Raw genomic sequence first — 13,190 nt, 5'->3', positions numbered from 1 at the left:
ATGACGCGGCCCTGCCGGCCGCGCACCGCGTCATTTTTCGACGATTTGTACGCGTATGCCGTTTGTAAGGATGGTAATTGTACCGGGTTCGTAATTCACACCGGCAAATTGCAGCTGTTCAGGCTTGAAGGTGTAGATCGGATAGTTGGCCAGCAACTGCGTGGCGAGCAGCCCCGCCGCGGCATTGATCTGCTGCGTATAGGCCTGCGCCTGCCCGCTCACGCTGACGTTGTCGACGTTCGGCGACCTGAGCACGACCGATTTGCTGGCGGCGTCGTAGGCCAGTTCGCTCGACAGCATGAACACGCCATCCACCGGCTGCGGCATGAAGGGACTGGCGAAGCGTGCGTCGAGCTTCACCGAGACGCGGTTTGCATCCGGCAGAAAACCGACCACGGGGTTGGCCAGCGCGACTTCGAACACCTGCGAGACCGTGCGTTGATACGGGAATTTGCGCTGCACCGCGTCCTGCACCTGCTGCTGCGAGAACGTGTAGTGCGAAGGGATGAACGGAAAAGTCGGCGTTGCGCAGGCCGCAAGCGAAACGGTGATGCCGAGCGCGCTGGAGCCTGTCAGCGCGGCAAGCAGGAAGCGGCGCCGGGCCGGCGCAGCGGGTCGAGTCATGCGAAATCTCCTGTGGAAACCCTTTCGGACATGCGATTGCGTGGTTCGTTTTCGGCGTGCGGCGCTTCGCTCATGCGTGCGCTCGCGCGCGTTTATCAGCGGGCCACCGGTTGAACGTGCGGTTGAGTCTGAGCTTCGAGCTGCGTGAGCCACGCGAGTGCTTCGCCGCGATTCGTGCCGCACATTTCAGTCTGCGGTTGCAAACCGGAACAGCACGCCGGCCGCTCCGGCCGGCCGAAGATCGCGCAGCGCAGGTCGTCGCCGAGTTGTACGCAGCGCACGCCGGCCGGCTTACCGTTCGGCATGCCCGGAATGGGACTCGAAATCGACGGCGCAATACAGCACGCGCCGCAATCGGGGCGGCACGCATGATCGGCCACGTGGAACGCGGACTCGCCCTTCACCGCGTACTTCGAGATTTCAGACACTTCATTCACCGCGTTCTTCCTGAACCCGACAACGGGCAATGCATTATCAGACCCGCATTGTGCCACTGCATTCCATGCGACCTTTTTACGCAATCGCGCGCGTGCGCGCTCACGTACACTCGGGGGCATCCTAAAGGCCATGTTCAAGAAGCATCCGCGCTGTTCGATCCGGTCTCGCGAATCACAGCGGTTTCGCCTCTTCCTCGATGGCCGTCTGCCCTCGAGCCCCTCATGTCCACCGACAACACGCTGTTCCGCCCCGACCTGCTCGCCAAATACAGCGCGAACGGCCCACGGTATACGTCCTATCCGACCGCCCTGCAGTTCCGCGACGATTTCGATCCGGCCGACTATTTGCGCGCCGCTGCGGACCCGGGCGCATCGTCGACGGATCTCTCGCTGTATTTCCACATTCCGTTCTGCGACACCGTGTGTTTCTACTGCGGCTGCAATAAGGTCGCCACAAAAAACCGCGCCCACGCCCGTCCGTACCTCGATCAATTGAAGCGCGAGATAGCCTTGCAGGCGGCCTGTTTCGACACGCGGCGTCCGGTATCGCAACTACATTGGGGCGGCGGCACGCCGACGTTTCTGTCGCACGATGAAACGGCCGAACTGATGGCCGCCACGCGTGAGCATTTCACACTGCTGCCCGACGCCGAAGCCGAGTATTCGATCGAAGTCGATCCGCGCGAAGCGTCACCCGAGACGATCGCGCATTTGCGCAAGCTCGGCTTCAACCGGCTGAGCCTCGGCGTGCAGGATTTCGATCCGGTCGTGCAGCAGGCCATCAACCGTATTCAACCGCTCGAGATGACCGCGTCGGTCATGCAGGCCGCGCGCGACACCGGCTTTCACTCGATCGGCGTCGATCTGATTTATGGGTTGCCGCATCAAACGGTCGAGAGCTTCAGCCGCACGCTCGACACGATGATCGAACTCGCGCCCGATCGCCTCTCGGTATTCGCCTATGCCCACATGCCGCAACTCTTCAAGATGCAACGGCAGATGGACCCCGCCACACTGCCCTCGCCTGATGCCCGGCTCGCGATCCTGCAGCGCGTGGTCGAACGGCTGACGGGCGCGGGCTATGTGTACATCGGTATGGATCACTTCGCGCTGCCCACCGACGAACTCGCGCGCGCCCAGGCGCAGCGAACCTTGCATCGCAACTTCCAGGGCTACAGCACGCGAGCCGACTGCGATCTGATTGGCTTCGGCGCATCGTCGATCGGCAAGGTCGGCGACGTCTACGCGCAGAACGCCAAGGACCTGCCTGGCTACGCGGCGGCGGTCGATTCAGGCAAGCTCGCCATCGCGCGCGGTGTGCGCCTGACCGCCGACGACCGTCTGCGCCGCGACGTGATCACCCAATTGATGTGCAACCTGGAGTTGCGCTTCGATGAATTCGAAGCGGCATATGGCATCCGCTTCGCCAACGCGTTCGAGCCGGAGCTGGAGCGTTTGCGCGGCTTCGAAGAGGACGGCCTGGTGTCGCTCGGCGCGCGTAAGCTCGAAGTGCGAATGGCCGGCCGCATGCTCGTGCGCAACATCGCAATGGTGTTCGACCGTTACCTCGGCCAACAGGCACTCGAACGGTTTTCGCGTACGGTGTGAACGCTTTGACGCGGATGAAAGCAACTGGCTTGCCCGTCGTCCAATTTTCGGCCATAATCTGCGTCTTCGCCGCGCGCCAGCTTCTGACGCGTGCGCTGCAAGACCTGCCCAGGTGGTGAAATTGGTAGACGCAGGGGACTCAAAATCCCCCGCCGCAAGGCGTGCCGGTTCGATTCCGGCCCTGGGCACCATAGAATTCGAAACCGCAGCGAAAGACCGCAGTTTCAGCTTCGCCTCGAACCCCGCCAGCACATTCTGCCCGCGGGGTTTGTCGTTTCTGGCCGGCATGAAAACCTTGGCTCGCCTCGACAAAGACCTCGAAGAATTTCAGTGGCGTGAGCGCGACCATCGCCTCTCACGCCATTCGCCCACTTTATCGCCCCACGATTCCCGCGCCGCCGTGTACCGCGGCGCGCCGGCGCTTGAACACATACCCGGCCCACATCACCACGAGCCACGCCGGCACTAGCCACACGGACACGGAAAGACCCGGCGTCATCGCGAGAATTACGAGGATCAACGCCATGAACGCGAGGCAGATCCAGTTGCTGACCGGGAACCAGAACGACTTGAACACGAGCGTCTCGCCGGCCGCGACCATCGCCTTACGCGATTTGAGATGAGTGAGGCTGATCAGCGCCCAGTTGAGCACCAGCGCCGCCACCACCAGCGCCATCAGCAAGCCGAGCGCTTCGGCGGGAATCAGATAGTTGACGATCACGCACGTGAACGTGGCGAGCGCCGACAAACCGATCGCCATATACGGCACGCCGCGCCGGTCGACCTTCATCAGCGCGCGCGGCGCATTGCCCTGCTCCGCGAGACCATAGAGCATGCGGCTATTCGCATAGACGCCGCTGTTGTACACCGACAGCGCCGCAGTCAACACCACCACGTTGAGGACGTTCGCGGTCAGCGTCGAACCGATCTGCGAGAAGATCATGACGAACGGACTGCCACCGGCCGCCACCTCGTTCCACGGGTACAACGACAGCAGCACCGTCAGCGAACAGATGTAGAAAATCAGAATCCGGTAGATCACCTGATTCACGGCCTTCGGAATGCTCTTCTGCGGCTCGTCGGCTTCCGCCGCCGTAATGCCGATCAGCTCCAACCCGCCGAATGAGAACGTGATGACCGCGAGCATCATGAAGAGGCCATGAAACCCATGCGGGAAAAAGCCACCGTGGCTCCAGAGGTTGGCGATCGACGCTTGCGGGCCGCCGTGTCCGCTGATCAGCAGATAGCCGCCGAACACGATCATGCCGATCACCGCCACGACCTTGATGATCGCGAACCAGAACTCGGTTTCGCCGTAGGCTTTGACGTTGGTGAGATTGATCGCGTTGATGCCGGCGAAGCAGACCAGCGCTGACACCCAGGTCGGCACGCCCGGCCACCAGTAGTGAACGTAAGTGCCGACGGCGGTCAACTCGGCCATGCTCACGAGCACATACAGCACCCAGTAATTCCAGCCGGACAGAAAGCCCGGAAAATCGCCCCAATACTTGTAGGCAAAGTGGCTGAACGAACCGGCCACGGGTTCCTGCGCCACCATTTCGCCCAACTGCCGCATGATCATGAAAGCGATGATGCCGCCGATCGCGTAGCCGAGAATCATCGACGGGCCGGCTGCCTGCAACACGCTGGCGGAGCCGAGAAACAAGCCGGTGCCGATCGCGCCGCCCAGCGCGATCAGCTGGATATGGCGATTCTTGAGCCCCCGCTTCAGGCCGTCTTGCTGCTGTGCACTATTCAAATTGCGCCCCAGTGTATGGATATCGATCACCCGATCGGACTTATGGTCCGGCCCGGCAGAACCTGAAATTTTAACGTGGCCGATATTACCTAAATACTGGGAGCAACCCGCGCTTGGTTCTGCGCCGCACGCAACGTCGAGGATAGTGATTGTCACTGGCGCAGGGCTTCTGTATGTTGCCCTAGTCGAGCTTTCAGCCTCCGGAGATTCAACATGTCGCCCAAACGCCTGCTTTGCGCCGCTGCTGTGTGTCTCTGCTTTCCGTGGGCTGTTGCTCTCGCCCAAACCAACGCACCGGTCACGGCACCCACTGCCGCGCCCACGGTGGAACCCGCTGCCGAGCCGCCGAGCCAGCCGGGCATGGAGACGGCCGCACCCGAAGCGCCGGCGCCTGCACCCATGGCGCCTGCCGCCCCGCCCGCCAAGGCCGCCGCCGCACCGCCTTCCGCCGCGCCCATGACCGGCCCGGTGCGCAACGTCGTACTGGTGCACGGCGCGTTCGTCGACGGATCGAGCTGGAATGGCGTGGTCGCCAAGCTGCAGCAGAAGGGCTATCACGTGAGTTCGGTGCAGAACCCGCTCACCTCCCTCGCCGACGATGTCGCCGCGACCCGCCGCGTCCTCGCGCGTCAGGAAGGTCCGACCATGCTGGTCGGGCACTCGTGGGGCGGCGTCGTGATCACCGAAGCGGGCGCGAACGCGCCGAACGTCGCCGGCCTCGTCTATATCGCGGCGATCGCGCCGGACCTGCACGAGTCGACCGTCGATCTGATGAAGCGCGCCGCGCCGATGCCCGCGGGCGCGAGCATCATCAAGGATCCGAGCGGCTTTCTCTGGCTCGACCGCACCAAATACCACGCCGACTTCGCGGCGGACGTTCCCGAGAACCTGACACGCGTGCTCGCCACCGCGCAGGTGCCGATCGCGGCGACGGCCTTCAGTGAAACGGTCAGTCAGGTCGCATGGAAGGAAAAGCCGTCGTGGTATGTGATCACGACGCGCGACCGGGCGGTCTCGCCGGAGGTCGAGAGATTCATGGCTGAGCGGATGGGCGCGAAAGTCGTGCCGATGGCGTCGAGCCACCTGGCTCCGGTGTCGCACGCAGGCGCGATTGCCGACGTGATCGATCGCGCGGCGCGTGAACTGAGCCGGCAGCAATAGGTCTGTTCAGGCGTATGCGCGAGTGTTGTCGCCCAGACGCCGGCTCGATGCGCTCCGGGGATTCGGTTCGGATTCCGTATATTCCCGCGCTCAGCGCAACATGAACGACATCGCCGACAGGCAATTCAGCATGCGCACCACGTGTTCCGCCGACGCCGCGCTAAAGCGCAATGTGACCGCGTCGACGCGCGTGAGCGTCGGCCATTGGCAGAACAGATCCGCGAGCCCGCTGGTTTGCACGCGCAACTCGCATTCCATCGGCTTGACTTCGGCGCGTGTGGATTCCCGCGCATGGCCGTCGGCCAGATGCTGCTGAACCACCTCACGCGCGGCACTTTCTATCGCCGCGCGAGCGCTTGCCGGCGATTGCGTGACGCCGCTTGCCTGCCCCGTCGCGTGCTTGGTGACGACAAAACCCGCGCCCGGAAAACGCGGCGCGGTTTCTTGCGCGAACACATCGTCACCGGATAACAGCGCGACGCGTGCGCCATATTCTTCCGCCAGCGCGCCATATAGGCCCGCCTCGCCCACCTCGACGCCGTTCAGCGAAACGCGCGCGAACGCAAAACTGTTGATCGTGTGCGCGAGGATGCCGTGCGTTTGCGACATGGCGTGATAGCCGATCATGAAGACCAGCGCCGCGCCGTATTCGAGCCCGGCCATCATGCCGAGCGTGCGCGGCTTGCCGAGCACCACCTGAGCGCGTGCATCGAGCAGGTCCGGAAGCAGATTGCGAAAGCCCCCGTGAGAATCGTTGACCCACACCTGTGTCGCGCCGCCGGCGAACGCGCCTTCGATTGCGGCGTTGGCTTCGAGCGTCATCCAGCGGCGCGCGGCTTCGTATTCGCCGTTGCCCGCGCGCGTTTGCTCAGGATGAAACACGCCGGCAATGCCTTCGATGTCGGCGGAAATGAGGACTTTCATCAGGGAGTGCGCTTGAGTAGTTGAGCAAGATCGGGAACGCTGTCACGCAGCGACAGCCGCCGATGGCCATCGCGCCCGGTCACGGACGCGGCACGCCACAAGGCGTCGAGAATCGCCTGCTCGACGCTGTCCGCGCAAGCGCGAAAGAGCGGATCCAGACGCTCGTCCGCGAGCAACCGTGACGGCGTCATGAAGTCGGCCCCGTGAGGCACGGTATGCGCCGTTGAAAACGCCAGCGCGATATCGCCGCTGCCGTGGCCGTACACCGAGCCGGTGCGCGCGAGACCCGCTGCCGCGCGCAACGAGAGGCGCTTGAGCTGGCGTGCGTCGAGCGGCGCGTCGGTGGCGACGATCATGATGATCGAGCCTTGCTCGGGTTTCGTCGCCGGCGTGGCTGACAATGCCGTGGCTTCGGCTTTGGCCGCGCGTTCCGCGAGCACGCGGCCGAGCGGCGTGCCGTCGATGGTCAGCATCGGCAGGCGGCCGAAGTTCGCCAGCACGAGTGCGCCGACGGTATAGCTGCGGCCTGCCGCGCTCGCCACGCGCGACGCGTTACCGATACCGCCTTTCAGATCGAAGCACGACATGCCACGGCCCGCGCCGACCGAGCCGCTCGCGACATTCGCGCTGGCGGCCGCATAAGCGTCGTCGAAATGCTGTGCAGTGACGGCCAGCGCCTGAATGTCGTTCAGGTAGCCGTCATTGCATTCGAACACCACCGGATTGACCGTCGACCACTCGCGTCCGATCCGCGGATTCGCGCGCACGGCCGCGCGAATCTGCGCCTGCGCGACGGCCGCGACGCCGAATGTATTGGTCAACGCGATCGGCGTTTCCAGCGTGCCGAGTTCCTCCACTTGCACGAGCCCGATGCTTTTCCCGAACCCGTTGATCACCGACGCCGCCGCGGGCACCTTGTCGAGAAACGGATCGCCACGATGCGGGCGGATCACGGTCACGCCGGTTTGCACGGCGCCTTCATCGAGCGTGCAGTGTCCGACTGTCACGCCCGGCACATCGGCAATCGTGCCGAGCGGACCTGCCGGCAACGTGCCGATATGCGGCGCGTTTTCAAACTCGGGCGAATTCATGGCCGGTCGAGCTTCGGATCGAGCGCGTCGCGCAGACCGTCGCCGAGCAGGTTGAACGCCAGCACGGTCAGGAAAATCGCCAGACTCGGAAACAGCGCGATATGCGGCGCCGTCACCATGTCGGCGCGCGCTTCATTGAGCATCGCGCCCCACTCGGGTGTCGGCGGTTGTGCGCCGAGGCCGAGAAACGACAGGCTGGCCGCCGTGATGATGGAGGTGCCGATACGCATCGTGAAGTACACCACCACCGAAGAAATCGTCCCCGGCAGAATGTGCCGCACGATGATCGTCCAATCCGACGCGCCGATGCTGCGCGCCGCTTCGATATACGTGAGTTGCTTGAGCATGAGCGTATTGCCGCGCACGAGCCGCGCGAACGCCGGAATGCTGAAGATCGCAACCGCGCAGATCACGTTGATCATGCCGTTGCCGAGAATCGCCACCACGCCGATGGCGAGCAGAATGCCGGGAAACGCGAACAGCACGTCGGCGACGCGCATCGTGATGCGATCCCACCAGCCTTCGTAGTAGCCGGCCAGCAGGCCGAAGAACGTGCCGATCACCGCACCGATCGCAACGGACAGAAAGCCCGCTTCGAGCGAAATGCGCGAACCCGCCAGAATGCGGCTGAAAATATCGCGGCCCAGCGAGTCCACGCCGAACCAGTGCGCCGCGGACGGCCCCGCGTTCAACGCGTCGTAATCGAAGAAATTCTCCGGATCGTACGGCACGATATGCGGCTCAATGATGGCAACCGCAATCAACAGCAGCACGAAGATGCCGGCGGCAAGCGCTACATGCTGCTTACGGAATTTGCGCCAGAACTCGCTCCACGGTGTGCGGATCGCGCGTTCGGTTTTGACGGTGCTGGCCGCATTCGGCTCGGTGGCGGTCGTGCTCATGCGGGCCTCACTTGAAACGGATAGTCGGGTTGATCACGGCGTACAGCACGTCCACGACCAGATTGATAATGATGAATTCCAGCGAGAACAACAGCACTTCGGCCTGAATCACCGGATAGTCGCGCATCGACACGGCATCCACCAGCAGGCGTCCGAGGCCCGGCCAGTTGAACACCACTTCGACCACGATCGAGCCGCCCAGCAGAAAGCCGAATTGCAGGCCCATCATCGTAATGACGGGAATCATCGCGTTACGCAGGCAATGTTTGACGATCACGAGGCGTTCAGGCACGCCCTTGGCGCGCGCGGTGCGCACGAAATCTTCATTCATCACTTCGACGAACGACGCGCGGGTGAAGCGCGCCATCACCGCCGCAACTGCCGCGCCGAGCGTGAGCGACGGCAGCACGTAGCTCTGCCACGAACCGTCGCCGACAATCGGCAGCCAGCCGAGCTTCACCGAAAAAATTTCCATCAGCAGCATGCCTAGCGCGAATGCGGGAAACGAAATACCCGACACCGCGAGCGTCATGCCGAGCCGGTCCGGCCAACGGTTACGCCACACCGCGGAGACGATGCCGATGCCCATGCCCAGCACGACCGCCCACACCATGCTGGCAAGCGTGAGCAGCAGCGTCGGCATGAAGCGCTCGCCGATTTCCTGGCTGACCGGGCGCTTGCTGCGCGTCGAGATGCCGAAATCGCCGTGCGCGATCTTCACGAAGAAGTTGGCGAACTGCTGCGGCATCGGCTTGTTCAGGCCGAGGTCGGCACGCACCAGCGCGACCGTCGCCTCGTCCGCATCGGGACCGGCGGCGAGCCGCGCCGGATCGCCCGGCAACAGATGCACGAACAGGAACACCAGCACCGCGACGATGAAGAGCGTCGGCAGCAGGCCAAAGAGACGTTTGACGAGAAAGTTCAGCATGAAACCCAATCCGGCAATGATGCGGGCAACGAAAGATTCTGTGCGGCGGTCAAGCGACCGCGCGTGGCGGCGTGCCAGTGAAACACGGCACGCCGCAACGCACGGTCAGCTCATCACTTGATCGCGATTTCGTCGAAGTTGAACGAACCGTCCGGCGCCACGTAGGCACCCGACAGACGCTTGCTGCGCGCATACACCACCTTCTCCTTGACGAGGAAGATCCACGGCGCGTCGGCCCAGATGCGTTTTTGCGCGTCGGTGTAAAGCTCGGCTTTCTTCGCGCGGTCGGTGGTTTCGAGCGCCTGCTTCAGATCGCTGTCGACGGTGTCGTTCTTGTAGTACGCGGTGTTGACCATCTTCGGCGGGAACGAGACGGACGCGAGCAGCGGCGTGATGGCCCAGTCGGCTTCACCCGTCGACGACGACCAGCCCGCGTAGTACATGCGCACCGGCGCGGTCGCCGCGTCCTGCGCGCTTTCCACCTTGGCGACGCGCTGACCTGCTTCGAGCGCTTCGACCTGCGCCTTGATGCCGACCTGCGCGAGTTGCTGCTGCACGAACTGGATCACCTTCTGCGCGGTCGAGTAGTTATACGCGGACCACAGCGTGGTTTCGAAACCGTTCGGATAGCCCGCTTCCTTCAGCAGCTCACGCGCCTTGGCCGGATCGTACGGCCACGGGCCCTGCTTCACCGCATAGTCGACGCCTTGCGGCACCACGCCGTCGGCCGGCGTCGCGTAACCGGCGAACACGACCTTGGTGAGCGCGTCCTTGTTGACCGCATAGTTCAGTGCTTCACGCACCTTCGGATTGTCGAACGGCTTCTGGTTCACGTTCAGGCTGATATAGCGCTGAATGATCGAAGGCGACGCGATCAGATCGACCTTCGGGCTCGTCTGCAATTGCGCGGCCTGTTCGAACGGCACCTGGAATGCGAAATCCGCTTCGCCGGTACGCATCAGCGCAGCGCGCGTGTTGTTGTCGACCACCGGCTTCCAGTCGATCGCATCGACCTTCGGATAGCCCTTCTTCCAGTAGCCGGCGAACTTCTTCACCGTCAGGTCGCCCGCCGGGTCCCACTTCACCAGTTCGAACGGACCCGTGCCGACCGGATGGAACGCGATGTCCTTGCCGTACTTCTTCAGCGCGTCCGGCGAAATCATCACCGCCGACGGATGCGCGAGCACGTTCACGAACGCCGAGAACGGCGCCTTCAGCGTGATCTTCACCGTGTACGGATCGACCACTTCGGTCTTCTCGATGCGGTTGAACATGTTGTAGCGCTTGAGCTTGTTCGCCGGATCGGTCACGCGGTCGAAGTTCGCTTTCACGGCGGCGGCGTTGAAGTCGGTGCCGTCCTGGAACTTCACGCCGTGGCGCAGTTTGAACGTGTAGACCTTCGCATCCGGGCTCGCTTCGTAGCTATCGGCCAGCACGTTGACCAGCTTCATGTCCTTGTCGAAGCCGAAGAGTCCCTGATAGAACGACTTCGCGACGGCTTGTGAGAGCGTGTCGTTGGCATCGTACGGATCGAGCGTCGTGAAGGTCGAGGCGACGGCCATCACGGCCGTGGTGTCGGCGTGCGCCGCATTGCCCGCGAGCATCGCGAACACCACCGCGCCGCCGCTGATCAGCGCGCGCAAACGAAACGGAGAAGACGGGACCAGCAGGTTCATGAGGTTGGCTCCAGGCTGCGAAATGAAAACAGGTTGTGATGCTGCGAGAAGAAGTGTGTGGCTTGGGTTTTCTGTACCGCTCTTTGGTAAGGCTCTTTGGTAAGTCTCTTTAGTACCGCTCTTTAATACGCACCACCCACGCGATGCTGGGCAACGAAATGATCCGGCCCGACCGCGACGAGCGGCGCCACGACCGGTTCATCGCTCAGCGCGCGGATCGGGCTCGGAATCTCGTCGGCGGCGAGCATGCGTTTCGCGTGACGGCGCGCCGGATCGGCGACCGGCACCGCGCCCATCAGCTTGCGCGTGTAGGGATGCTGCGGCGCTTCGAACACCGCGCGGCGCGGACCGATCTCGACGATCTGCCCGAGATACATGACCGCGACGCGATGACTGACGCGTTCGACCACGGCCATGTCATGCGAAATGAACAGATACGCGACGCCCAGTTCACGCTGCAGATCGAGCATCAGGTTGACGATCTGCGCCTGCACCGAAACGTCGAGTGCGGAGACGGATTCATCGGCGATCACGACTTTCGGGTTCAATGCGAGCGCGCGCGCGATCGCAATGCGTTGCCGTTGACCGCCGGAAAATTCGTGCGGATAACGCCGCGCGGCTTCGGGCGGCAGGCCGACTTTTTCGAGCAGCCAGGCCACGCGCGCCTGCGCTTCGGCGCCCTGCGCGACGCCGTGCACGAGCAGCGGCTCCATGATCGAAAAGCCCACTGTCAAACGCGGATTCAGCGAGGCGAACGGGTCCTGAAAAATAAACTGGATGTCGCGACGCAGCGCCTGTAACGCGGGGCCCGACAGCGAACTGATTTCCTTGCCGTTGAATTCGATCGACCCGCTTTGGCTTTCCACGAGGCGCAGCAGCGAGCGGCCCGTGGTGGATTTGCCGCAACCCGATTCGCCGACCAGTGCCAGCGTTTCGCCGGGCCGCAAATCGAAGCTGACTTTTTCCACTGCGTGCACGCGGCCCGTTACGCGTCCGAATAGCCCGCTCTTGACTGGAAAGCGCGTAACCAGATCGCGCACGCGCAGAATCGGCGGCGTGGTTTCCCGCACCAACGGTTGGGTTTCTTCGGCGACGGCGGCAGCGGGACGCACGGCTTGATCGGCGCCGCTCAAACTGGCCTGCTCGACAGTCAGGATCGGAAATTTGGCCGGCTGATCCGTGCCTTGCATCGCGCCAAGACGCGGCACGGCAGCGAGCAACGCCTTCGTATAAGGATGCGACGGCGCGGCGAACAGCGCGTCGGACGCGCCCTCTTCCACCTTCTCGCCGCGATACATCACCAGCACGCGGTCCGCCACTTCGGCGACCACGCCCATGTCGTGCGTGATGAAGATCACGCCCATGTTCATCTCGTCCTGCAAGCCGCGAATCAGTTGCAGAATCTGCGCCTGGATCGTCACATCGAGTGCGGTGGTCGGCTCGTCGGCGATCAGCAACGCGGGCTTGCAGGACAGCGCCATCGCGATCATCACGCGCTGGCGCATGCCGCCCGACAGTTGATGCGGGAAACGCGCCGCCACGCGCCGCGCTTCCGGAATACGCACGAGTTCGAGCAGGCGCAGCGTTTCCGCATGCGCGGCGGAACGGCTCTTGCCCTGATGCAAGGCGATCGCCTCGCTGATCTGATCGCCCACCGTGAAGACCGGATTGAGCGAGGTCATCGGCTCCTGAAAGATCATCGCGATGTCGGCGCCGCGAATCGAGCGCATCGTGCCCGACGACGCTTTCGCGAGGTCGAGCACGCTGCCGTCGCGGCGCCGGAAAGCGATGCTGCCGCCGGCAAGGCGCCCACCGCCGTGCTCGATCAGCCGCATCAACGCGAGTGAAGTAACCGATTTGCCCGACCCCGATTCGCCGACGATCGCGAGCGTCTCGCCGCGCTCGACCGTCAGCGACAGATTGCGCACCGCGTTGAACGTGGTCTCGCCGCTGCGAAAGGCGACTGACAGATCGTCGACCGCGAGCACGCGCTGCGGCGGCAAGGTGTCGATAAGCGGACGGGCGGTGTGCGATGGAGTCGGCACGGTGGTTCCTTTGAATTCGAACGCGGCTGACGAAA

At 63.5% G+C, this 13,190-nt stretch carries 11 protein-coding genes and 1 tRNA gene; 3 read left to right on the top strand and 9 right to left on the bottom strand.

Going from position 1 to position 13,190, the window contains the following annotated elements; translation table 11 throughout:
- Positions 1-30: 30 nt before the first annotated feature.
- Together P0D71_RS10065 and P0D71_RS10060 are read right to left on the bottom strand one after the other, a co-directional pair.
- Entirely contained in the window at positions 31-624 is a 594-nt protein-coding gene (locus P0D71_RS10065; RefSeq protein WP_091799781.1) for a DUF1439 domain-containing protein, read from the bottom strand.
- 95 nt (positions 625-719) lie between these two features.
- Entirely contained in the window at positions 720-1,061 is a 342-nt protein-coding gene (locus tag P0D71_RS10060; protein WP_408185202.1) for a YkgJ family cysteine cluster protein, read from the bottom strand.
- Between the two features lie 222 nt (positions 1,062-1,283).
- Between P0D71_RS10060 and hemN the strand changes: the two genes are divergently transcribed.
- Positions 1,284-2,669, top strand: coding sequence for an oxygen-independent coproporphyrinogen III oxidase (hemN, locus tag P0D71_RS10055; protein ID WP_091799778.1), 1,386 nt, complete (start codon positions 1,284-1,286; stop codon positions 2,667-2,669).
- A 106-nt stretch (positions 2,670-2,775) separates the two neighbouring features.
- Positions 2,776-2,860: transfer RNA gene (locus P0D71_RS10050), tRNA-Leu, on the top strand.
- 182 nt (positions 2,861-3,042) lie between these two features.
- Here P0D71_RS10050 and P0D71_RS10045 read toward each other — a convergent pair.
- Positions 3,043-4,428 (bottom strand): amino acid permease, encoded by a 1,386-nt coding sequence (locus P0D71_RS10045; protein ID WP_408479847.1) that lies wholly within the window; start codon positions 4,426-4,428, stop codon positions 3,043-3,045.
- 213 nt (positions 4,429-4,641) lie between these two features.
- Here P0D71_RS10045 and P0D71_RS10040 point away from each other — a divergent pair, with 213 nt between their 5' ends.
- Complete coding sequence (locus P0D71_RS10040) at positions 4,642-5,589, top strand: alpha/beta fold hydrolase (RefSeq protein WP_408479846.1); 948 nt, start codon at positions 4,642-4,644, stop codon at positions 5,587-5,589.
- A gap of 90 nt (positions 5,590-5,679) precedes the next feature.
- Here the strand turns inward: P0D71_RS10040 and P0D71_RS10035 are convergent, their stop codons facing one another.
- The 6 genes from P0D71_RS10035 to P0D71_RS10010 form a co-directional block, all read right to left on the bottom strand.
- Positions 5,680-6,513 (bottom strand): M55 family metallopeptidase, encoded by an 834-nt coding sequence (locus P0D71_RS10035; protein ID WP_408479845.1) that lies wholly within the window; start codon positions 6,511-6,513, stop codon positions 5,680-5,682.
- Positions 6,513-7,604: a DmpA family aminopeptidase gene (locus P0D71_RS10030; RefSeq protein WP_408479844.1), complete on the bottom strand. Its 1,092-nt coding sequence runs from the start codon at positions 7,602-7,604 to the stop codon at positions 6,513-6,515. The genes P0D71_RS10035 and P0D71_RS10030 overlap by 1 nt, the downstream gene beginning before the upstream one ends.
- A complete protein-coding gene (gene gsiD / locus P0D71_RS10025) occupies positions 7,601-8,506 on the bottom strand; it encodes a glutathione ABC transporter permease GsiD (protein ID WP_408479843.1) in 906 nt (301 codons plus the stop codon). Before gsiD ends, P0D71_RS10030 begins: the two co-directional genes overlap by 4 nt.
- 7 nt (positions 8,507-8,513) lie before the next feature.
- A complete protein-coding gene (gene gsiC / locus P0D71_RS10020; RefSeq protein WP_091799763.1) occupies positions 8,514-9,434 on the bottom strand; it encodes a glutathione ABC transporter permease GsiC in 921 nt (306 codons plus the stop codon).
- A gap of 113 nt (positions 9,435-9,547) precedes the next feature.
- Positions 9,548-11,110: a glutathione ABC transporter substrate-binding protein GsiB gene (gsiB, locus tag P0D71_RS10015; protein ID WP_408479842.1), complete on the bottom strand. Its 1,563-nt coding sequence runs from the start codon at positions 11,108-11,110 to the stop codon at positions 9,548-9,550.
- 122 nt (positions 11,111-11,232) lie between these two features.
- Complete coding sequence (locus tag P0D71_RS10010; protein ID WP_091801057.1) at positions 11,233-13,155, bottom strand: dipeptide ABC transporter ATP-binding protein; 1,923 nt, start codon at positions 13,153-13,155, stop codon at positions 11,233-11,235.
- Positions 13,156-13,190 lie beyond the last annotated feature (35 nt).

The sequence above is a fragment of the Paraburkholderia sp. RL17-383-BIF-A genome (assembly GCF_046028015.1).
Lineage (GTDB): Bacteria > Pseudomonadota > Gammaproteobacteria > Burkholderiales > Burkholderiaceae > Paraburkholderia.
Note: the sequence above shows the minus strand (reverse complement) of the source record. Positions and strands in the feature narration are given on the sequence as shown.

Excerpts from the sequence above, each read along its gene's own strand:
- P0D71_RS10065 (WP_091799781.1), bottom strand. The coding sequence starts at position 624 with ATGACTCGACCCGCTGCGCCGGCCCGGCGCCGCTTCCTGCTTGCCGCG.
- hemN (WP_091799778.1), top strand. The coding sequence starts at position 1,284 with ATGTCCACCGACAACACGCTGTTCCGCCCCGACCTGCTCGCCAAATAC.
- P0D71_RS10040 (WP_408479846.1), top strand. The coding sequence starts at position 4,642 with ATGTCGCCCAAACGCCTGCTTTGCGCCGCTGCTGTGTGTCTCTGCTTT.
- P0D71_RS10035 (WP_408479845.1), bottom strand. The coding sequence starts at position 6,513 with ATGAAAGTCCTCATTTCCGCCGACATCGAAGGCATTGCCGGCGTGTTT.
- P0D71_RS10030 (WP_408479844.1), bottom strand. The coding sequence starts at position 7,604 with ATGAATTCGCCCGAGTTTGAAAACGCGCCGCATATCGGCACGTTGCCG.
- gsiD (WP_408479843.1), bottom strand. The coding sequence starts at position 8,506 with ATGAGCACGACCGCCACCGAGCCGAATGCGGCCAGCACCGTCAAAACC.
- gsiC (WP_091799763.1), bottom strand. The coding sequence starts at position 9,434 with ATGCTGAACTTTCTCGTCAAACGTCTCTTTGGCCTGCTGCCGACGCTC.
- gsiB (WP_408479842.1), bottom strand. The coding sequence starts at position 11,110 with ATGAACCTGCTGGTCCCGTCTTCTCCGTTTCGTTTGCGCGCGCTGATC.